The sequence below is a fragment of the Arthrobacter zhaoguopingii genome, from assembly GCF_009828605.1.
Classification (GTDB): Bacteria; Actinomycetota; Actinomycetes; order Actinomycetales; family Micrococcaceae; genus Arthrobacter_D; species Arthrobacter_D zhaoguopingii.
In genome coordinates, this window is sequence record NZ_WIAE01000005.1 from 159,533 (window position 1) to 178,072 (window position 18,540).

28 protein-coding genes are annotated in these 18,540 nt (G+C 64.6%); 5 read left to right on the forward strand and 23 right to left on the reverse strand.

Annotated features, from left to right (window positions below):
* From GVV77_RS08205 to GVV77_RS08220, 4 genes are all read left to right on the forward strand, one after another.
* Positions 1-942, forward strand: a complete 942-nt coding sequence (locus GVV77_RS08205; RefSeq protein ID WP_159617650.1) for a type II secretion system F family protein — start codon at positions 1-3, stop codon at positions 940-942.
* Positions 943-953: 11 nt separating this feature from the next.
* Positions 954-1,832, forward strand: coding sequence for a type II secretion system F family protein (locus GVV77_RS08210; RefSeq protein ID WP_159617651.1), 879 nt, complete (start codon positions 954-956; stop codon positions 1,830-1,832).
* Between the two features lie 109 nt (positions 1,833-1,941).
* Positions 1,942-2,400, forward strand: coding sequence for an Hpt domain-containing protein (locus GVV77_RS08215; protein WP_159617652.1), 459 nt, complete (start codon positions 1,942-1,944; stop codon positions 2,398-2,400).
* A gap of 183 nt (positions 2,401-2,583) precedes the next feature.
* Complete coding sequence (locus tag GVV77_RS08220; protein ID WP_159617653.1) at positions 2,584-3,606, forward strand: DUF808 domain-containing protein; 1,023 nt, start codon at positions 2,584-2,586, stop codon at positions 3,604-3,606.
* 88 nt (positions 3,607-3,694) lie between these two features.
* Here the strand turns inward: GVV77_RS08220 and GVV77_RS08225 are convergent, their stop codons facing one another.
* Positions 3,695-4,276, reverse strand: a complete 582-nt coding sequence (locus GVV77_RS08225) for a dihydrofolate reductase family protein (RefSeq protein ID WP_159617654.1) — start codon at positions 4,274-4,276, stop codon at positions 3,695-3,697.
* A gap of 75 nt (positions 4,277-4,351) precedes the next feature.
* Positions 4,352-5,143, reverse strand: coding sequence for a response regulator transcription factor (locus GVV77_RS08230; protein WP_159617655.1), 792 nt, complete (start codon positions 5,141-5,143; stop codon positions 4,352-4,354).
* 223 nt (positions 5,144-5,366) lie between these two features.
* Here GVV77_RS08230 and GVV77_RS08235 point away from each other — a divergent pair, with 223 nt between their 5' ends.
* A complete protein-coding gene (locus GVV77_RS08235; RefSeq protein WP_159617656.1) occupies positions 5,367-6,035 on the forward strand; it encodes a prepilin peptidase in 669 nt (222 codons plus the stop codon).
* Here the strand turns inward: GVV77_RS08235 and truA are convergent.
* The 21 genes from truA to rpmC form a co-directional block, all read right to left on the reverse strand.
* Positions 6,032-6,985, reverse strand: coding sequence for a tRNA pseudouridine(38-40) synthase TruA (truA, locus tag GVV77_RS08240; RefSeq protein ID WP_159617657.1), 954 nt, complete (start codon positions 6,983-6,985; stop codon positions 6,032-6,034). The genes GVV77_RS08235 and truA overlap by 4 nt on opposite strands.
* Positions 6,986-7,012: 27 nt before the next feature.
* A complete protein-coding gene (rplQ, locus tag GVV77_RS08245) occupies positions 7,013-7,633 on the reverse strand; it encodes a 50S ribosomal protein L17 (RefSeq protein ID WP_159617658.1) in 621 nt (206 codons plus the stop codon).
* Between the two features lie 60 nt (positions 7,634-7,693).
* Entirely contained in the window at positions 7,694-8,704 is a 1,011-nt protein-coding gene (locus tag GVV77_RS08250; RefSeq protein ID WP_120165531.1) for a DNA-directed RNA polymerase subunit alpha, read from the reverse strand.
* 155 nt (positions 8,705-8,859) lie between these two features.
* Entirely contained in the window at positions 8,860-9,261 is a 402-nt protein-coding gene (gene rpsK, locus GVV77_RS08255; RefSeq protein ID WP_120164773.1) for a 30S ribosomal protein S11, read from the reverse strand.
* Positions 9,262-9,401: 140 nt separating this feature from the next.
* A complete protein-coding gene (rpsM, locus tag GVV77_RS08260; RefSeq protein ID WP_120164771.1) occupies positions 9,402-9,779 on the reverse strand; it encodes a 30S ribosomal protein S13 in 378 nt (125 codons plus the stop codon).
* Between the two features lie 164 nt (positions 9,780-9,943).
* Positions 9,944-10,057: a 50S ribosomal protein L36 gene (gene rpmJ, locus GVV77_RS08265; RefSeq protein ID WP_043440658.1), complete on the reverse strand. Its 114-nt coding sequence runs from the start codon at positions 10,055-10,057 to the stop codon at positions 9,944-9,946.
* Positions 10,058-10,078: 21 nt separating this feature from the next.
* Entirely contained in the window at positions 10,079-10,300 is a 222-nt protein-coding gene (infA, locus tag GVV77_RS08270; RefSeq protein WP_019481515.1) for a translation initiation factor IF-1, read from the reverse strand.
* A 206-nt stretch (positions 10,301-10,506) separates the two neighbouring features.
* The gene (gene map, locus GVV77_RS08275) at positions 10,507-11,334 is read right to left on the reverse strand and encodes a type I methionyl aminopeptidase (RefSeq protein ID WP_159617877.1); all 828 of its coding nucleotides are present in this window, start codon (positions 11,332-11,334) and stop codon (positions 10,507-10,509) included.
* Between the two features lie 10 nt (positions 11,335-11,344).
* Positions 11,345-11,917 (reverse strand): adenylate kinase, encoded by a 573-nt coding sequence (locus GVV77_RS08280; RefSeq protein ID WP_159617659.1) that lies wholly within the window; start codon positions 11,915-11,917, stop codon positions 11,345-11,347.
* The gene (gene secY, locus GVV77_RS08285; RefSeq protein WP_159617660.1) at positions 11,914-13,227 is read right to left on the reverse strand and encodes a preprotein translocase subunit SecY; all 1,314 of its coding nucleotides are present in this window, start codon (positions 13,225-13,227) and stop codon (positions 11,914-11,916) included. Before secY ends, GVV77_RS08280 begins: the two co-directional genes overlap by 4 nt.
* A 202-nt stretch (positions 13,228-13,429) precedes the next feature.
* A complete protein-coding gene (gene rplO / locus GVV77_RS08290; protein ID WP_159617661.1) occupies positions 13,430-13,921 on the reverse strand; it encodes a 50S ribosomal protein L15 in 492 nt (163 codons plus the stop codon).
* Positions 13,921-14,139: a 50S ribosomal protein L30 gene (rpmD, locus tag GVV77_RS08295; protein WP_120164763.1), complete on the reverse strand. Its 219-nt coding sequence runs from the start codon at positions 14,137-14,139 to the stop codon at positions 13,921-13,923. Before rpmD ends, rplO begins: the two co-directional genes overlap by 1 nt.
* Positions 14,139-14,876: a 30S ribosomal protein S5 gene (rpsE, locus tag GVV77_RS08300; RefSeq protein WP_120164761.1), complete on the reverse strand. Its 738-nt coding sequence runs from the start codon at positions 14,874-14,876 to the stop codon at positions 14,139-14,141. The genes rpmD and rpsE overlap by 1 nt, the downstream gene beginning before the upstream one ends.
* Entirely contained in the window at positions 14,873-15,256 is a 384-nt protein-coding gene (gene rplR, locus GVV77_RS08305; RefSeq protein ID WP_120164759.1) for a 50S ribosomal protein L18, read from the reverse strand. The genes rpsE and rplR overlap by 4 nt, the downstream gene beginning before the upstream one ends.
* A 2-nt stretch (positions 15,257-15,258) precedes the next feature.
* Complete coding sequence (gene rplF / locus GVV77_RS08310) at positions 15,259-15,795, reverse strand: 50S ribosomal protein L6 (RefSeq protein WP_120164758.1); 537 nt, start codon at positions 15,793-15,795, stop codon at positions 15,259-15,261.
* A 17-nt stretch (positions 15,796-15,812) separates the two neighbouring features.
* Positions 15,813-16,211 carry a 30S ribosomal protein S8 gene (gene rpsH, locus GVV77_RS08315; RefSeq protein ID WP_043440638.1) on the reverse strand — a complete coding sequence of 133 codons (399 nt, stop codon included), beginning with the start codon at positions 16,209-16,211 and terminating at the stop codon, positions 15,813-15,815.
* A 96-nt stretch (positions 16,212-16,307) separates the two neighbouring features.
* Positions 16,308-16,883: a 50S ribosomal protein L5 gene (rplE, locus tag GVV77_RS08320; protein ID WP_120164756.1), complete on the reverse strand. Its 576-nt coding sequence runs from the start codon at positions 16,881-16,883 to the stop codon at positions 16,308-16,310.
* On the reverse strand, positions 16,883-17,260 hold the full coding sequence (gene rplX, locus GVV77_RS08325; protein ID WP_120164755.1) for a 50S ribosomal protein L24: 378 nt from the start codon (positions 17,258-17,260) through the stop codon (positions 16,883-16,885). The genes rplE and rplX overlap by 1 nt, the downstream gene beginning before the upstream one ends.
* A 3-nt stretch (positions 17,261-17,263) precedes the next feature.
* The gene (gene rplN / locus GVV77_RS08330) at positions 17,264-17,632 is read right to left on the reverse strand and encodes a 50S ribosomal protein L14 (protein WP_049829173.1); all 369 of its coding nucleotides are present in this window, start codon (positions 17,630-17,632) and stop codon (positions 17,264-17,266) included.
* Positions 17,633-17,895: 263 nt separating this feature from the next.
* Complete coding sequence (gene rpsQ / locus GVV77_RS08335; protein ID WP_159617662.1) at positions 17,896-18,201, reverse strand: 30S ribosomal protein S17; 306 nt, start codon at positions 18,199-18,201, stop codon at positions 17,896-17,898.
* A complete protein-coding gene (gene rpmC / locus GVV77_RS08340; protein ID WP_159617663.1) occupies positions 18,198-18,539 on the reverse strand; it encodes a 50S ribosomal protein L29 in 342 nt (113 codons plus the stop codon). Before rpmC ends, rpsQ begins: the two co-directional genes overlap by 4 nt.
* Position 18,540: the final 1 nt, after the last annotated feature.

Here is an 18,540-nt window from a genome sequence, read left to right on the forward strand (position 1 = left end):
GTGGACAGCCCGGTCGTGTTTTTCAGCGCCGTCGGCATGTGCTCCGCTGCGCTGCTCCTGGTGTTCCTTGTCGTCCTGCAACCCAGCCATAGCTCAATTCCGCTCGACCGGCGTCGGCCGTCCACCCACCCCGAGCTTTCGGTGTTCAGCCGCGTCACCGAATCGACGGTCACCGCCGTCGATGGGGTCATCGGCGAAAAAGGCGGGCTCTACAGCAAGGAAACCCTGTATAACGCGGGAATCAAGGCGTCTCCTGCCGAGGTCACGGTTTTCGTCTTGGCAGCTTCCGTTGTCAGCGGTGTCGCCGTAGGGGTGCTGATACATTCCGCCGTGGGAGTTTTTTCAGCACTTGCAACCCCGTTTGTTGCGAAGCTCGTGCTCAACATGCGCACCAATAAGCGCCGGATGAAGTTCGATTCCCAACTTCCGGACACCATCCAAACATTGATCGGGGGACTCCGCGCGGGTCACAGCGTCATGCGCTCGATCGACGCTGTGGCAGTCGACGCCGACGCACCAACGTCGGAAGAACTCTCACGAATCATCAATGAGACCCGGATCGGCAAGGATGCGGAGCAGGCGATCGCGGATGCCGCTCGGCGGATGGACAGTGAGGACTTCGAATGGATCGCTCAGGCAATCCAGATTCATCGCGAGGTCGGCGGCGATCTCGCAGAGGTCCTCGAGCACGTCGCCGAGACCATTAGGGAACGAAGCGAAATCAAAGGCATGATTCGGTCGCTCAGTGCCGAAGGGATCATGTCGGCTTACATCTTGATGGGCCTACCGGTCGCGATCGCGGTGATTTTTAAGATCATGAACCCCACATACATTGCTGTCCTATTTGAACACCCCCTTGGCGTCGCTCTAATCGTGCTGAGCGCAATTATGTATGCAATAGGTGGTTTCTGGTTGAGTCGAATGATCAAGATCAAGTTTTAGGGTGGGAGATAATGACGACTTCAGTTTGGGCATCGATTGCTCTCATAATCCTTCCCCTCACATACCTGACGTGGGCCTTCCTTTCGGCTGACCGCGCCGCGGCAGCGGCCATCAGGACGAACCTCTCGAACGGCATCAGTGGACCAGACGGGCAGGCACAGACGCCGACGCCGGTGCTTATCGATTCGGTCCGCAAGGTCACGCCTACCGCTTACATCGCCAAGCTGGATGGGCTTCTAGCGTTCGCCGGCCGCCCTCGGTCAATGCCGCTCGACAAAGTGCTGATCATCAAACCGACTCTCGCCCTCGTTGGTGCTGCGCTTGGACTCATGCTGTACAGGAACAATCCAGGCGTGCAGATGATACTTCTCGGGCTCTTCATCACCGCGCTGTTCTATTTCGTGCCAGACCTGCTCATCTACAACTCGGCAGTTAAACGCCAAGCGGCCATCGAGCAGGAACTGCCGGACACACTGGACCAGATGCTCATCTCGGTCGAAGCCGGCCTGGGCTTCGAGACGGCGATGGCGCGAGCAGGACAAAACGGAAAAGGCCCACTGGCCGAGGAGATTGTCCGGACTCTTCAAGATATCCAGGTCGGAAGACCTCGCCGTGAGGCCTATCAGTCCATGGCCGAGCGGTCCACGGTCGACGATCTCAAGAGCTTCGTGCGTGCCGTGGTACAGGCTGACAAATACGGCATCGGCATTGCAACAGTCCTCAAGACCCAGGCCAAGCAGGCAAGGGTAAAACGTCGTCAGCGCGCCGAGGAGAAGGCAATGAAGCTTCCGGTCAAGACTCTATTTCCCCTGATCCTTTTCATCTTTCCTGTGATGTTTATTGTCATGCTTGGCCCCGCTGCAATCAACATCATGAGAACACTCGGCTAATCCTGCGAATGGTTTTCGGCGGATCTCAGCACCACAGTAATGGCGCAGTTTTTCCGAAGTATCGGCTTTTCCTACTCCCGGCGATGGACTTCGAAAGTAGCCTTAGAGAGTGCCAACAACACCGTACGATCCCAGCCAGGACAGCCAAGGCGCTGCCCGCTCCGCGCAGACCTCCGCCGTCTGCCCCGACGCGGGCGATGCCGGCGCTGCGCCCCTGCTGGATCCCACGGTCCTGGAAGAGCTCGGGCAGGAACTCGACGACATCGCTACCGTACGGGCCTTCGTGAGCGACTACGTGGCGTTCTGGGACGAGCGCATCCACCGTCTCACCTCGTCCCTGGCCGAGGAGGATGCCAAAGCGGCCCTTGAGGCCGTCGTCAACCTTCGGGCCGCCTCCACCATGGTGGGCGCACCCAGGCTCTCCGCTCTGGCCACCCGGATCGAAGGCTCCCTCCGCCGTTTCCAGATCCGCGAGGCGCTCGGCGCCCTGCCCGCCCTGGAGCGGTGCGGACGGGATACCGTCGTGGAACTGCGCACCACCTACCTGCTCACCAGCCGCTGCGTGTAACTGCGAGACGGCCGGACACCACTTCAGCTCCCCGCAACCGCCACGCTAAGACGCAGCTTCGCAAACCGGCGGAGGTAGATCGAGGAGCCCCGCGCGACCTTATACTCTAAGCATGCTGATCACGCGCCTCAACCGTGGCCTCTCCGCCCAGCCGTCCACCTCCAAGCAGTGCGGAGGCCACCTGTGAGCGGCGGTCTTTTCGCCCTGTTCGACGACGTCGCAGCCATTGCCCGCATTGCGGCCGCCTCGGTGGACGACGTCGCCGCCGGGGCCGCCAAGGCGGGGGCCAAGGCCGCCGGCGTGGTGATCGACGACGCCGCCGTCACCCCGCAGTACGTCTCCGGGGCGGATCCCTCGCGCGAACTGCCGATGATCAAGCGGATCTTTTGGGGCTCGCTGCGGAACAAGCTCTTGATCATCCTGCCGGCGCTGCTGCTGATCAGCACCTTCATCCCGGCGGTCATCCCCTTCATCCTCATGCTCGGCGGCACCTACCTGTGCTACGAGGGTGCCGAGAAGGTGTGGCACAAGATCCGCGGCCACCACGAGGCCAAAGAGGCGCCGGTGGTGGAGCGTGGCCCGGAAGCGGAGGCCAAGGTCACCAAGGGCGCCATCACCACCGACTTCATCCTCTCCTGCGAGATCATGGTCATCTCGCTCAACGAGGTGGCAAGTGAGTCGATTTGGGCCCGGGCGATCATTCTGGTCGTGGTGGCGCTGGCGATCACGGTGCTCGTCTACGGCGCCGTCGCGCTCATCGTCAAGATGGACGACATCGGCCTACACCTGGCCAAAAAAGACTCCGCGGGCTCCAAACGCATCGGCGAGGCGCTCGTCAAGGCCATGCCTGCCGTGCTGGCCGCGATCACCTTCATTGGGACGATCGCCATGCTCTGGGTCGGCGGCCACATCATGCTGCAGGGAGCCTATGACCTGGGCTGGCACGCCCCGTACGACCTGGTCCACACCCTGGAGCACCCGTTCGTCGGAATCGCGGTCGTGGGCGGCTTCCTGGCCTGGCTGGTAAACACCCTGTGCTCGGCTATCCTCGGACTCGCCTGGGGCCTCCTGGTCATGGCGGTCGTGCACCCGTTGCTGAAGGTGCTGCCGTTCGGCAAGAAGAAGGGCGGGCACGAAGAGGGCGATATCCGCGCCGCGGTCGCCGGCTACCGGCCGGACAAACACGACGCCGATACGGCCTCCTAGCCCCCGCCGGGCAGGTGGCGCCCCTTGGCGCCACCTGTGCCTGGGCTCCCCTGCTTGAGGTGCTCGTCACGGCTGAGGGTGTAGCCGCTCAACGGCGCACCCGATAGCGCAGGTGAAGCACCCGGTCGCCCTCAATCACCTCTTCAGGTCCTTCCAACAGGTGCTGCGCGTGGACCGGCCCGAAGTAGCGCTTGCCGGACCCGAGCACGACGGGGACGACGTCCATGCGCACCTCGTCGACCAGGCCCGCGGCAAGCGCCTGACCACCGACGTCGCCGGCTGCGACCTCGACGATGCGGTCCCCCGCAAGCTCCTGCGCCCTGGCCACGGCTGCCTCGACGCCGTCGACGAAGTGAAACGGTGCCCGCGGGTCCCAGCCCTCAGGCGCGGGACGGTGCGTCACGACGACCACGTGATCGATCCCGCTTGGGGGATTCCCACCCCAGCCATCCGTCATGTCGAAGACCCTGCGGCCGGCGACAGTCACCCCGATCTGGTCCCAGTACGCCCTGGTGTAGTCGTAGGACGCCTGTGACACCTTCAACTCGCCGCTCTCGTCCAGCGGCACGTCACCGCTGAGCAGCCAGTCGAACAGCGGTCCGGGCTGGTCGTCCTCGTCCGCGATGAAGCCGTCAACCGAAACCGAACTGTACAGAACTACTTTGCCCATGGGCGCTCCTCTGCTTCCGCCCACAGTATCGCCGACACCCCGCCCGGCGTACACCCTGCGTTGAACAGAACCGCTTTAGGGCTGCTCGGGCGTCAGCCGATATCCCACGCCGCGCACCGTCTGGAACCACCGGGGGTTCCGGGGGTCTTCGCACAGCTTCCGCCGGATGTTCCCCATGTGGACCTCGATGGCCCGCTCGTCGGAATCGCTGATGTAGGTCGAGGCTCCGGGGCCCTCTCCCCGGACCACCTTGACCAGGTCGGTCTTCGTTCGAACGGCGCCCCGGCCCAGAAGGAGCGCGTGGAGCAGGTCGAACTCGCTGCGGGTCAGGGACAGCTCGGCGCCATCCACGGAGACGGTCCGTGCGTGGTGGTCAAGCACCAGCCCGTTGTGCCGCAGCACATTGATGGTGCTCGTCCGCGCACTCCGGGCACCGCCGGGGCCGGGAACGGATCCGGAGGATCCACCGCCCATTAGGGATACGCCGTCCGAACCGGACCGGGGCCTGCGCATCATCGCCGCGATGCGGGCGCGCAGCTCGCGGGGACGGAACGGCTTGGTGAGGTAGTCATCGGCCCCCGATTGAAGGCCCATGAGGGCATCGAGTTCATCCGCGCGCGAGGTCAGGATGACGACGTAGCAGTCGCTGAAGGCCCGGACCCGGCGCAGCACCTCGTAGCCGTCGATGTCGGGCAGGCCGAGGTCGACCGTGACGACGATCGGCTCCACCTCGCGGACCAGGCGGACGCCGTCGCGGCCCGTGGGCGCAGCATGGACCTCAAACCCTGATTGCCGCAGGACGGCGCTCAGGAGGTTCCGGACATCGTCGTCGTCCTCAATAACGACCGCCACCCCAGGATCGTTCATAACGCCTTCCGCCTTCAGTCCAGTTATGCGCCTCGCATTCGGGTCTTACTGCGGCCCACACCTCGCAGGACCCCCGCTGAATAGGACAATAGTAACCCTCGTCACTCCTGTACCAACAGGAGTGATAATGATGGTTGATCCAACGACAGGGGAAAGTTGATTTACCTACGGATTTCCACGATTCAGGGCAGTACCGACGGGGTCTGCCGGCAGGTGCCGACCCATGCCTGACGCCGCACCGGGGGCCATTCTCGCGCTCGTATGCGCCGTCGCGGGCGGCCTTACCGCCTACCGGATGTTCCCGCTGGCGGCACGGGATCCACGGACCGTCCTCCCCGGCCGCTGGCGGTGGCCCGTTGCCGTCCTCACCGGTCTGTTCTGTGCCCTCGGCGCCCTCAAAGCCGAAGCACCGACGGAGGTCCTGCTGTACCTGGTGCTGCCCGTCTTCGGGGTGCTGCTCGCGGCGATCGACCTGCGTTCCAAGCTCCTGCCGAACGCTCTGCTGCTGCCGTTCCTCGCCGTCACGGGAATAGCGCTGCTCACCGCGGCGGTTGAGGGCGGCTGGCGGCCGCTGGTGGGCGCGCTGCTCGGCGGCGCCGTGATGTTCCTGTTCTACCTGCTGCTGGCCTTCATCTCCCCCGCCGGAATGGGCATGGGTGACGTGAAGCTAGCCGGGGTCCTTGGCCTGTACGGCGGTTATGTCGGCGTCGGGGCCTGGCTGGCGGCGCTGCTGGGCGGGTTCATCTTCGGGGGCCTGGCGGGTATTGCCCTGTTGCTCTCGGGGCGCGGCACCCGAAACACCAGCTTTCCCTTCGGCCCCGGCATGATCCTGGCGGCCGTCCTGGCGGTGCTGTTCCTTGACGGAAGCCCTGAGGCCTCCTTGCCGGGCTAAGCCCCTCCAGCGGCTTCGCGTGGCTCCTCAGCGGCCCGGCGGGCGCGGGTCAGCTCCGCCCGCAGACCAAGCTCCTCAACCCCGGGGTAGGCCACTTCCTCAAGCACCAGCGGGTGCGGGGGCGCCAGCACGGAACGGGCGTCCTTCACCCGGGCGGCAAGGCGCTCCGCGATCCAGGCGACGGGCAGTTCGCCGCTTCCGACCCGCAGGGTGGATCCGACGAGGGCGCGCACCATGTTGTGGCAGAAGGCGTCGGCCTGGATCGTCACCTCGATCATCCCGTCGGACCGCCGCCGGTAGGCATAGCGCTGCAGCTCGCGCACCGTGGTGGCACCCTCCCGCGGTTTGCAGAACGCCCGGAAGTCCTGGAGGCCGGTCAGCTGCGCGGCGCCGGCGTCGAGCAGCTCCACATCCAGTTCCCCGGGGTACCAGAGCACCGTGCGGCGGGCGAGGGGGTCGCGTTCGACGCGGGAGTCGGCAATGGTGTAGCTGTAGCGGCGCCACAGCGCCGAAAAGCGGGCGTCGAAGCCCGCCGGCGCCAGGTCAGCCTTCTTCACGACGACGGCCGGGATGGAGTTCTTGATCGAGCGTCCCCGCCCGGTGAGCTGATCGGAGAGGACCCGGTTCACCGTGCCGCCCAGGCGCCGCGTCAGGGCCTCCCCCGGCGCCACGTCCTTCCCCCGGCCGATGCCGTGCCACTCGGCCGGCGACAGGTCGACGTGGGCCACCTGGCCGCGGGCATGGACACCGGCGTCGGTGCGGCCGGCCACCGTGAGGCGGGCGGTGCGCCGCAGCAGCGTGAAGAGGGCCTCCTCGAGCACCCCCTGCACGGTGACGTGGCCCGGCTGCAGTGCCCAGCCGGCGAAGGGAGCGCCGTCGTAGGCGATATCGAGCCGGACACGCAGAAGCCCGCCGGACCTCTCGGGTCCGGCGGGCAACTGATCATTCACGAACTTACTCAACCAGCTTCGGCGAAGTTACTTCTTGGCCTCGGGGGCTTCGGCGTCATCGGACGCTGCGGCCTCGTCGGTGGAGGAAGCGGTGTCTGCGGGCTCTGCAGCCTCGGTCGACTCTGCGGTCTCGGCGGTTTCAGTCGCCTCGACGGTCTCGGCGGTTTCAGCGGTCTCGGTCGCCTCGACGGTTTCGGCTGACTCGACCGGCGCTGCGGTCTCCTCGGCCGGAGCGGCGGGGGCTGCCTTGGCCTGCTCGGCCTCGGCTACGACTGCCTGCTTGGCCGACAGCGGCTCGAGGACCAGCTCGATGACAGCCATGGGAGCATTGTCGCCCTTGCGGTTGCCGATCTTGGTGATGCGGGTGTAGCCGCCCTCGCGGTTGGCGACGGCCGGTGCGATCTCAGTGAAGAGCTCGTGAACGATGCTCTTGCTGCTGATGACGCCCAGGACGCGGCGGCGCGAGGCGAGGTCGCCCTTCTTGGCGAAGGTGACGAGACGCTCGGCGTAGGGGCGGAGCCGCTTCGCCTTGGTGACGGTGGTGGTGATGCGCTTGTGCTCGAACAGCGAGGCGGCCAGGTTGGCGAGCATCAGGCGTTCGTGCGCCGGACCGCCTCCGAGACGTGGGCCCTTAGTGGGTGTGGGCATGGTGATTTCTCCTCATAGTGGACCTGACCGCCGCCGGGCGGCGGTCAGGCAGTTAGCGTATTAGAGCTCTTCGTCGCCGTAGGCGGCGTCGTCCTCTTCGATGGCAGCGGCGCGGGCGGCAAGGTCGAACCCGGGAGGGGAATCCTTCAGGGACAGACCGAGCTCGACGAGCTTCGCCTTGACCTCGTCGATGGACTTCGCGCCGAAGTTGCGGATGTCCATCAGGTCGGCCTCGGAGCGGGCAACGAGTTCACCCACGGAATGGATGCCCTCACGCTTGAGGCAGTTGTAGGAGCGGACCGTCAGCTCGAGATCCTCGATCGGCAGCGCCATGTCGGCGGCCAGGGCCGCGTCCGTGGGCGAGGGACCGATTTCGATGCCTTCGGCCGCGATGTTCAGTTCGCGGGCCAGCCCGAACAGCTCAACCAGGGTGGTGCCTGCCGAAGCGACGGCGTCGCGGGGGGCGATGGCGTCCTTGGTTTCGACGTCGACGATCAGGCGGTCGAAGTCGGTGCGCTGCTCAACACGGGTCGCCTCGACGCGGAAGGTGACCTTCAGGACCGGCGAGTAGATGGAGTCGACCGGGATGCGGCCGATCTCCGAGTCTCCGGACTTGTTCTGGGAGGCCGAGACATAGCCGCGACCGCGCTCGATGGTCAGCTCGAGCTCGAACTTGCCCTTCGAGTTCAAGGTGGCGATGTGCAGGTCGGGGTTGTGGAACTCCACACCGGCCGGCGGTGCGATGTCTGCCGCGGTGACAACGCCGGGGCCCTGCTTGCGCAGGTACGCCACGACGGGCTCGTCGTGCTCGGAGGACACCGCGAGGTTCTTGATGTTCAGGATGATCTCGGTGACGTCTTCCTTGACACCGGGAACCGTCGTGAATTCGTGAAGGACTCCATCGATACGGATGCTTGTGACAGCTGCACCGGGGATGGAGGACAGGAGGGTACGGCGGAGCGAGTTGCCGAGGGTGTAGCCGAAGCCAGGCTCGAGGGGTTCGATCACGAACCGCGAGCGGTTGTCGGCGACTACTTCTTCAGTCAGGGTGGGGCGCTGTGCAATAAGCACGTACATTTCCTTTCAGGGTGCATCCGCTATATGACGCAACACAAATGGTGGAAAGGGATAGCTGATGAGCCGGCTCAAAAGCTTTGGATAACGGCACCGAACCGCCCTGCGGCAGCCGGGGCTGCTGCAAGGCGGTGCGGTGGCCGAAAAGCCGATTAGACGCGGCGGCGCTTCGGGGGGCGGCAGCCGTTGTGGGCGCTGGGGGTGACGTCCGAGATGGAGCCAACCTCCAGGCCGGTGGCCTGCAGCGAGCGAATTGCGGTTTCGCGTCCCGATCCCGGGCCCTTGACGAAGACGTCGACCTTGCGGACGCCGTGCTCCTGAGCGCGCTTCGCGGCGGCTTCAGCAGCCAGCTGCGCAGCGAACGGGGTGGACTTACGTGAGCCCTTGAACCCAACCTCGCCGGCGGAGGCCCAGGAGATGACTGCTCCGCTGGGGTCCGTGATCGAGACGATGGTGTTGTTGAAGGTGCTCTTGATGTGCGCCTGGCCGAGCGCGATATTCTTCTTATCCTTGCGACGCGGCTTGCGCACCGCTCCACGAGTCTTGGGGGGCATTACTTCTCCTACGAAGGTATTGGGTAAAGCATTGGGTCAGCTCGAAGTTCCAACCGGAGACCCTACTTAAAGGGCCCCTGATGGCGAGGGTCCCCTGGCCGGGCGAGCTTTGCGAGCCCGGTTAGGGAGCCGTCAGGGAACTAGCGGCCGGCCTTCTTCTTGCCTGCGACGGTGCGCTTCGGGCCCTTGCGGGTACGAGCGTTGGTCTTCGTGCGCTGTCCACGCACGGGAAGGCCGCGGCGGTGCCGAATGCCTTCGTAGCTGCCGATTTCGACCTTGCGGCGGATGTCGGCTGCGACCTCGCGCCGGAGGTCGCCCTCAACCTTGAAGTTTCCTTCAACGTAGTCGCGGAGCTGGACGAGCTCTGCATCGGTGAGGTCCTTCACGCGGGTGTTGGGGCTGATGCCCGTATCCGCGATCGTCTTCTCTGCACGGGTCTTGCCCACGCCGTAGATGTAAGTAAGCGCGATGACAACCCGCTTTTCGCGGGGGATGTCTACGCCAGCGAGACGTGCCATAGAGGCTGTTCTCCTTTGGTGATACCGGAGGTCTGAGCCAAAGCGTACCCGGAAGGTTTTCCGGTCCCCGGCCTCCGTGCCGGGGGTGTGCACTGCGCGGAAGCGCGATGCTGCTTTGCCTTAATGAACTGAACTACGCGTGGGGTCGACCTCTAGGAGGCTGATTAACCCTGGCGCTGCTTGTGGCGCGGGTTTTCGCAGATGACGAGAACGTTGCCCTTGCGGCGAACCACCTGGCACTTTTCACAGATCCGCTTCACGCTCGGGTTGACCTTCATGGTTTTCCTTCGAGTTGATTCTTATTTGTAGCGGTAGACAATACGGCCCCGGGTGAGGTCGTACGGGCTGAGTTCCACTACTACCCGGTCCTCAGGAAGGATTCGAATGTAGTGCTGGCGCATCTTTCCCGAGATGTGGGCGAGAACAATGTGACCGTTGGCCAACTCAACGCGGAACATCGCGTTGGGCAGCGCCTCGTTCACAGTGCCTTCAATCTCAATGACACCGTCTTTCTTGGCCATATCCTCCGCTAACGTCGATGCCCACCGCTTGCACGGTGGACGGGTTTGGGTTTTGATTGTCTGACCTCGGGGCGGCGACGGCTCGTAAGCCGGCGGGCCGCCCGGCCCGAAATGGGCACAAAAAGCAGAGACAACCAACAGACAACACTACGCCATGGCCGCGGAGAAGTTAAATCGGTGTCCTGCGGATGCGGTCGGACGGGAGCTCAGGCGCGGACGGGAACCGGGACTACGCCGAGCGGTTCAAGCTTCGACGCTCCGCCGTCTTCGGCGCTGAGCACCCAGATGCCGCCGTCGTGGACGGCCACGGTGTGCTCCCACTGCGAGGCGCGCTTGCCGTCCGTGGTGACCACGGTCCAGTCGTCGTCGAGCACCTTGGTCTCGAGTCCCCCAAGGACGAGCATCGGCTCGATGGCCAGGCAGAGCCCGGGGCGGACCTTCGGCCCGCGGTGCGAGCTGCGGTAGTTCAGGACGTCGGGCTCCTGGTGCATCCGGGTTCCGATGCCGTGTCCCACGTAGTCCTCAAGGATGCCGAGCCGCTGGCCCGGAAGCTCAGAGACGTAGTCGTCGATAGCGGCCCCAATGTCGCCCACGTGCTTGGCGCCGGCAAGGGCGGCGATCCCCCGCCACATCGCCTCCTCGGTGACCTGCGACAGGCGCACGTCCTCCTCCCGCGGCGTCCCCACGATGGTGGTGCGTGCGGAGTCGGCGTGCCAGCCGTTCACGACGGCGCCGGCGTCAATGGAGATGATGTCCCCGTCCTGCAGTACGTAGTCCCCGGGGATGCCGTGGACCACCTCCTCGTTGACCGAGGTGCAGATGCTGGCGGGGAAGCCGTGGTAGCCCAGGAAGTTCGAGGTGGCCCCGGCCTCCCGGAGCACCTCCTCGAACACGGTATTCAGCTCGCGGGTGCTGACCCCCACCCGGGCGGCCCCGACCGCGGCGTCGAGTCCGCGGGACAGTACCAGGCCGGCCTCGCGCATGCTCAGGATCTGGCGGGGTGTCTTGTACTCAATCTTGGGCTGGCGCAAAATGTCCGGCGGCCTAGCTGGCGACCTTGAGCGCGTTCATGACCCGCTCGGTGACCTCGTCGATGCTGCCGATCCCGTTCACCTGGGTGACGATGCCGCGCTCGGTGTACTGCGAGACGACCGGCGCGGTCTGCTCGTGGTACAGGCGCAGCCGGTGCCGGATGACGTCCTGGTTGTCGTCGCTGCGCCCGTCAAGGGACGCACGTCCCAGCAGCCGGCGCACCAGCTCCTCGTCCTCGGCGGTGAGCTGAAGCACCACGTCGAGGCTCAAGGAGTTCTCGGCGAGGATGTCGTCGAGCTCGGCGACCTGGGCGGCCGTGCGCGGGTAGCCGTCGAGCAGGAAGCCGTCCTGCACGTCGTCGGCCTTCAGCCGGTCGCGCACCATGAGGTTGGTGACGCTGTCGGGCACGAAGTCCCCCGCATCCATGTACTTCTTCGCCTCGACGCCCAGCGGCGTCTCGCGCTTGACGTTGTCGCGGAAGATGTCGCCGGTGGAGATGGCGACCACGCCGAGGCGCTCGGAGATGCGCGCTGCCTGCGTTCCCTTGCCGGAACCCGGAGGGCCGATAATCAGCATTCTTGTCATCGGAGGAGCCCTTCGTAGTGGCGCTGCTGGAGCTGCGCGTCGATCTGCTTTACGGTTTCCAGCCCCACGCCCACCATGATCAGGATCGACGTGCCGCCGAACGGGAAGTTCTGGTTGGCGCCGATCGCCACTAGGGCGATCAGCGGGATCAGGGCGACGAGGCCCAGGTAGATCGCGCCCGGCAGGGTGATGCGGGAGAGCACGTATTGCAGGTACTCCGCCGTGGGGCGGCCGGCCCGGATGCCCGGGATGAAGCCGCCATACTTCTTCATGTTCTCGGAGACCTCGTCCGGGTTGAACGTGATCGCCACGTAGAAGTACGTGAAGAACACGATCATCAGGAAGTACACCGCCATGTACAGCGGGTGGTCACCGGTCGCGAGGTAGGTGGTGATCCAGTTGACCCACTCCGGCGGCGGCGTCTGGCCGTCCGTGGGGGTGTTGAACTGCGCGATCAGCGTCGGCAGGTACAGCATGGAGGACGCGAAGATCACGGGGATCACGCCGGCCATGTTGACCTTGATCGGGATGTAGGTGCTGCTGCCGCCGAGGGTGCGGCGCCCGATCATCCGCTTGGCGTACTGCACGGGGATGCGGCGCTGGGACTGCTCGACGAAAATGACGAGCGCCACGACCACCACGCCCATGAGCATCACGCCCAGGAAGACCGTCCAGCCCTGGGTGCGCAGGATCTCGCCGAGGGAGGTGGGGAAGCTTGCCACGATGGCGGTGAAGATCAGCAGGGACATGCCGTTGCCGACACCCCTCTCGGTGATCAGCTCGCCCATCCACATGATGAGGCCGGTGCCCGCGGTAAGGGTGATGATCAGCAGGATGATGGTGATCAGGGAGTCGTCCGGGATCAGCGGCACCGGGCAGTCGCCCAGCAGAGCCCCGGAGCGCGCGAGCGACACCAGCGTCGTCGCGTTGAGCAGGCCGAGGGCGATCGTGAGGTAGCGCGTGTACTGGGTCAGCCGTGACTGGCCCTGGGCGCCTTCCTCATGGAGTTCCTGGAAGCGGGGAATCACGACGCGCAGCAGCTGCGTGATGATGCTCGCGGTGATGTAGGGGGTGATGCCCAGGGCGAAGACCGACACCTGCAGCAGGGCACCGCCGCTGAACAGGTTGACGAACTCGTAGAGGCCGCCCTGCGTGTTGCCAAGGCTCAGGCACTGCTGGACGTTGCCGTAGTCGACTCCGGGGGCCGGGATGAACGCGCCGAGCCGGAAGATGGTGATGATGCCCAGCGTGAACAACAGCTTGCGCCGCAAGTCTGGCGTCCGGAATGCCCGGCCAATAGCGCTTAGCAAGCGTCCTCCTGAAGGTCTTGGATGTCCGAAGCGGACAGTACACAACAACCGAGTCTAACGGTCGAAGCCCGATGTCTGAGAACCGGGCGGAGATGAGCCGGCGCTTAAGCCGGAAAACTCCTGGTGGGCCGGATTGCACCGGCCCACCAAGAGTCTAGTTCCTGGCCGTGGTTGAACACAGCCGGATCACGAGCGGATCTGCCTAAAGCTGGCTGATTGAGCCGCCGGCGGCAGCGATCTTCTCGGCTGCGGTCGAGGAGAAGCGGTTAGCCTTCACATCGACTGCCACGGTGATGTCGCCGGTCCCCAGCACCTTCACGGGCTGGTTCTTGCGCACCGCACCCAGGGCGACGAGCGACTCGACGGTCACTTCGCCACCGTTGGGGTAGAGCTCCGAGATCTTGTCCAGGTTTACAACCTGGAACTCGACGCGGAACGGGTTCTTGAACCCGCGCAGCTTGGGCAGACGCATGTGCAGCGGCAGCTGGCCGCCTGCGAATCCTGCCTTCACCTGGTAGCGGGCTGCGGTTCCCTTGGTGCCACGGCCTGCCGTCTTACCCTTCGAACCTTCACCACGGCCCACACGGGTCTTCTTGGTTTTGGCTCCGGGGGCCGGACGCAGGTGGTGGACCTTCAGAGCGTGAACGCGCTCCGTCTTTCCTTCGGCTACAGCCGCTGTCTTTTCCTCTGCCATTACTTGGCCTCCTCAACCTTCAAGAGGTGCGGAACCGTGTTGACCATGCCGACGGTCACAGCATCGGCTTCACGGACCACGGTGTGGCCGATCCGCTTCAGTCCGAGGGACCGCAGGGTGTCGCGCTGGTTCTGCTTGCCGCCAATGGCGGACTTGATCTGAGTGATCTGCAGCTTCGCCGTGCTCACCTGCACGCGCTTGGGAGTGATCGCGGTCATTACGCACCTACCTTCTGTGCTGCGATGGCGCGGAGCATCTGGTGCGAGGCAACCTCGTCCAGGGGCAGGCCACGGCGGGCTGCCACGGCCTGGGGCTCTTCGAGCCTCTGCAGCGCGTCAACGGTCGCGTGAACGATGTTGATGGCGTTGGAGGAACCGAGGGACTTCGACAGGACGTCGTGGATGCCTGCGCACTCGAGGATCGCGCGGACCGGACCACCGGCGATAACACCGGTACCCGGGGATGCGGGACGAAGGAGTACGACGCCGGCAGCGGCTTCGCCCTGCACCAGGTGCGGGATGGTTCCACCGATGCGCGGGACGCGGAACATCGTCTTCTTGGCTTCCTCGACGGCCTTCTGGATGGCCGAGGGAACTTCCTTGGCCTTTCCGTAGCCGACGCCGACCATGCCGTTGCCGTCGCCTACCACCACGAGGGCGGTGAAGCTGAAGCGGCGGCCGCCCTTGACGACCTTGGCGACGCGGTTGATGGTGACGACGCGCTCAATGAACTTGTCCTTGTCGTCACGGCCGCCGTCGCGCCCGTCGCGGCCACCACGGCCACCACGGTCGCTCTTGCCGCCACGCTCGCCGCCGCGCCCGCTTCCGCGGGAGCCACGGTCGCCTCGGCTGTCGGCCGATGCGGTCTCAGTCGAACCGGCAGCCGGGGCGTCGGTTGCTGGCTGCTCTGTAGCCGTATTCAATGGCGCTTCCTTTGCCTTGTTTTCTTCGGTCACAGTGACAGCCCACCTTCGCGTGCGCCGTCTGCGATGGCCGCGACACGGCCGTGGTACTTGTTACCGCCGCGGTCGAAAACGACAGCTTCGATACCGGCAGCCTTCGCGCGCTCTGCGACGAGCCCGCCAACACGCTTGGCCTTGGCGGTCTTGTCGCCGTCAAAGGCGCGCAGGTCCGCTTCGAGCGTCGAGGCGGAAGCCACGGTGATGCCCTTGGTGTCGTCGACGACCTGCACGAATACGTGGCGGGCCGAACGGTTGACGACCAGGCGCGGACGGACCGCGGTCCCCGAGACGCGCTTGCGCACGCGCAGGTGGCGGCGTCCGCGGGAGGCGGACTTGCTCTTGGAGGAGCGCTTCTTATTGATGCTGATTGCCATGGTTACTTACCGGCCTTTCCGACCTTGCGGCGGATGATCTCGCCTGCATAGCGGATGCCCTTGCCCTTGTACGGGTCGGGCTTGCGCAGCTTGCGGATGTTTGCAGCGACCTCGCCGACCTGCTGCTTGTTGATGCCCGACACCGAAAGCTTGGTGGGGGAATCGACAGTCAGGACGATGCCCTCGGGGGCCTTGACGGCAACCGGGTGGCTGTAGCCCAGAGCGAACTCCAGGTCGCTTCCCTTGGCCTGGACACGGTAACCCGTGCCCACGATCTCAAGGTTCTTCTTGTACCCCTCGGTGACTCCGACGATCATGTTGGAGATCAGCGTGCGGGTGAGGCCGTGCAGTGAGCGCGAAACGCGCTCGTCATTGGGCCGGCTGACGGTGAGGGTGCTGTCCTCGAGCGAGACCTCGATCGGGCTGGGCACGGTGTGGCTCAGCTCGCCCTTGGATCCCTTGACGGAGACTTCACTGCCGTTGACCTTGACCTCAACACCTGCAGGTACGGTGATGGGGAGACGTCCAATACGTGACATTTTTCTTTCCCTTCCCGCTACCAGACGTAGGCGAGGACTTCCCCACCCACACCCTTCTTGGATGCCTGGCGGTCCGTGAGCAGACCGGAGGACGTGGACAGGATGGCAATTCCAAGGCCGCCCAGCACGTGGGGCAGGTTGGTGGACTTCGCGTAAACGCGGAGACCCGGCTTGGAGATGCGGCGGATGCCGGCGATGGAACGCTGGCGGTCCGGGCCGAACTTGAGGTCGATGGTCAGCTTCTTGCCGACCTCCGCTTCCTCTTCCTTCCAGCCGGCGATGTAACCTTCGGCCTTCAGGATGTCGGCTACGCGAGCCTTGAGCTTGCTGTACGGCATCGACACGGAGTCGTGGTACGCCGAGTTTGCATTGCGCAGACGCGTGAGCATGTCTGCGACAGGATCTGTCATTGTCATGTGGGCTCTTGCCCTTCCTCGTAACGGTTTCCGGATCCCGGGTCAGGAGCGGGCTTTCGCTCACCCCGGCCGGAACGGACCTGCAACGTAGTTAGATTAATCTTCGGATTTGAACGGGAAGCCAAGCGCCTTCAGCAGCGCACGGCCCTCGGCGTCGGTCTTGGCGGTGGTGACGACGGTGATGTCCATGCCACGCACGCGGTCGATACGGTCCTGGTCGATCTCGTGGAACATCGACTGCTCCGTGAGGCCGAAGGTGTAGTTGCCGTTGCCGTCGAACTGCTTGCCGTTGAGGCCGCGGAAGTCGCGGATACGGGGCAGGGCGAGGGACACCAGGCGGTCGACGAATTCCCACATGCGGTCGCCGCGCAGCGTCGCGTGGGCGCCGATGGGCATACCCTCACGAAGCTTGAACTGGGCGATGGACTTGCGGGCCTTGGTCACCTGGGGCTTCTGGCCGGTGATCGCGGTGAGGTCCTTGACGGCGCCGTCGATGAGCTTGGAGTCCTTGGCGGCATCTCCAACACCCATGTTCACGACAACCTTCACCAGGCGCGGAACCTGGTTGACGTTGGCGTAGCTGAACTCTTCCTGCAGGGCAGACTTGATTTCAGCGGCGTAGCGGGCCTTGAGGCGAGGGAGAACCTTGGTCTCTGCGGTTTCGACAGTCATTACAGATCCTTCCCTGATGACTTGGCCACGCGGATGCGGACGGTGCGCTGCCGGCCGTCGCGCTCGACGGTCTCGGTGCGGTAGCCCACGCGGGTCGGCTTCTTGGTCTCGGGGTCAACGATGGCAACGTTGCTGATGTGCAGCGGTGCCTCGACGACCTGGATGCCGCCGCCGTGGCTGTGACCCTCATGCTGGGTGGCCTTGGTGTGCTTGGTGATCCGGTTGATGCCCTCGACGAGCACGCGGTTGGTCTCCGGGAACACCTTGAGGACCTTGCCCTGCTTGCCGCGGTCGCCGCCGCGCTCCTGCTTGGCTCCGGTGATGACCTGAACCAGGTCACCCTTCTTGATCTTGAGCTTTCCAGTCTTCTGTGCCATGGGCTAGAGCACCTCCGGCGCCAGTGAAATGATCTTCATGAAACGCTTGTCGCGCAGTTCGCGGCCGACAGGGCCGAAGATACGGGTACCGCGGGGGTCGCCGTCGTTCTTCAGGATCACTGCTGCGTTTTCATCAAACTTGATGTAGGAACCGTCCGCGCGGCGGCGTTCCTTCTTGGTGCGGACGATGACCGCCTTGACGACGTCGCCCTTCTTGACGTTGCCGCCGGGGATTGCGTCCTTGACGGTGGCGACGATGACGTCGCCGATGCCTGCGTAGCGGCGTCCGGATCCTCCGAGAACACGGATGGTCAAGATTTCCTTGGCCCCAGTGTTGTCGGCGACCTTGAGCCGCGACTCCTGCTGAATCACTTATTACTCCTGTCGTCGCGCTGGTTCTCTCATCGAGCCTTGCGGAACGGATATGGGTGGGCCCCGTAATACTGGTACTCAGCACAAATGCGCGCCGAAACGCGCTGCGGTTTAGAGCGGATTTGTGTTGAACAAGATCATCGGGCTTTTGCCTATTTGCCGGTGTGAGGGCATGCGCCAGCCCACCAGACAGACAAGATTCTTATCGTATCGCGAAAATGCCCCGGACACGAATCGTGTCCGGGGCATCTGCGCAGCTGGTGCTACTTGGCCTTTTCGATGACCTCGACCAGGCGCCACCGCTTGGTGGCGGACAGCGGCCGGGTCTCCGAGATGAGAACCAGGTCGCCGATGCCGGCGGTGTTCTCTTCGTCGTGGGCCTTGACCTTCGACGTACGGCGCAGAACCTTGCCGTACAGCGCGTGCTTGACGCGGTCCTCCACCTGGACGGTGATGGTCTTGTTCATCTTGTCCGAAACGACGTAGCCGCGGCGGACCTTGCGGTACCCGCGAGCCTCGGCGTCGGTTCCAGTTGCGTCGGTCACGGCTTCGCTCTTCTGCTCACTCATTTGGCGTCCTCCTCAGAAGCCTCGGTGTCCACGGACTTGGCGTCCTTAGTGGAGGCCTTCTTGGATTTCTTCGCCGGCTTCTCCTCGGTCTTTGCTTCCTCAACGGTCACAACGACGTCGGGCCGGATGCCCAGCTCGCGCTCACGCAGCACCGTGTAGATGCGGGCGATGTCGCGCTTGACCAGGCGCAGGCGGCCATGGCTTTCCAGCTGGCCGGTGGCCGACTGGAAGCGGAGGTTGAACAGCTCCTCCTTGGCCTTGCGGAGCTCCTCGACGAGACGATCCTTATCGAACCCGTCAAGCTGATCCGTTCCTAGTTCCTTTGAACCCACTGCCATG

Bases quoted from the DNA above. Each gene is read 5' to 3' on its own strand.
- GVV77_RS08210 (WP_159617651.1), top strand. From the start codon at position 954: ATGACGACTTCAGTTTGGGCATCGATTGCTCTCATAATCCTTCCCCTC.
- GVV77_RS08225 (WP_159617654.1), bottom strand. From the start codon at position 4,276: ATGGGCAAAGTAGTTCTGTACAGTTCGGTTTCGGTTGACGGCTTCATC.
- GVV77_RS08230 (WP_159617655.1), bottom strand. From the start codon at position 5,143: ATGAACGATCCTGGGGTGGCGGTCGTTATTGAGGACGACGACGATGTC.
- GVV77_RS08235 (WP_159617656.1), top strand. From the start codon at position 5,367: ATGCCTGACGCCGCACCGGGGGCCATTCTCGCGCTCGTATGCGCCGTC.
- rplQ (WP_159617658.1), bottom strand. From the start codon at position 7,633: ATGCCCACACCCACTAAGGGCCCACGTCTCGGAGGCGGTCCGGCGCAC.
- rpsK (WP_120164773.1), bottom strand. From the start codon at position 9,261: ATGCCCCCCAAGACTCGTGGAGCGGTGCGCAAGCCGCGTCGCAAGGAT.
- rpsM (WP_120164771.1), bottom strand. From the start codon at position 9,779: ATGGCACGTCTCGCTGGCGTAGACATCCCCCGCGAAAAGCGGGTTGTC.
- rpmJ (WP_043440658.1), bottom strand. From the start codon at position 10,057: ATGAAGGTCAACCCGAGCGTGAAGCGGATCTGTGAAAAGTGCCAGGTG.
- infA (WP_019481515.1), bottom strand. From the start codon at position 10,300: ATGGCCAAGAAAGACGGTGTCATTGAGATTGAAGGCACTGTGAACGAG.
- GVV77_RS08280 (WP_159617659.1), bottom strand. From the start codon at position 11,917: ATGACAAGAATGCTGATTATCGGCCCTCCGGGTTCCGGCAAGGGAACG.
- rplO (WP_159617661.1), bottom strand. From the start codon at position 13,921: ATGGCAGAGGAAAAGACAGCGGCTGTAGCCGAAGGAAAGACGGAGCGC.
- rpmD (WP_120164763.1), bottom strand. From the start codon at position 14,139: ATGACCGCGATCACTCCCAAGCGCGTGCAGGTGAGCACGGCGAAGCTG.
- rplR (WP_120164759.1), bottom strand. From the start codon at position 15,256: ATGGCAATCAGCATCAATAAGAAGCGCTCCTCCAAGAGCAAGTCCGCC.
- rplF (WP_120164758.1), bottom strand. From the start codon at position 15,795: ATGTCACGTATTGGACGTCTCCCCATCACCGTACCTGCAGGTGTTGAG.
- rpsH (WP_043440638.1), bottom strand. From the start codon at position 16,211: ATGACAATGACAGATCCTGTCGCAGACATGCTCACGCGTCTGCGCAAT.
- rplE (WP_120164756.1), bottom strand. From the start codon at position 16,883: ATGACTGTCGAAACCGCAGAGACCAAGGTTCTCCCTCGCCTCAAGGCC.
- rplX (WP_120164755.1), bottom strand. From the start codon at position 17,260: ATGGCACAGAAGACTGGAAAGCTCAAGATCAAGAAGGGTGACCTGGTT.
- rpsQ (WP_159617662.1), bottom strand. From the start codon at position 18,201: ATGAGTGAGCAGAAGAGCGAAGCCGTGACCGACGCAACTGGAACCGAC.
- rpmC (WP_159617663.1), bottom strand. From the start codon at position 18,539: ATGGCAGTGGGTTCAAAGGAACTAGGAACGGATCAGCTTGACGGGTTC.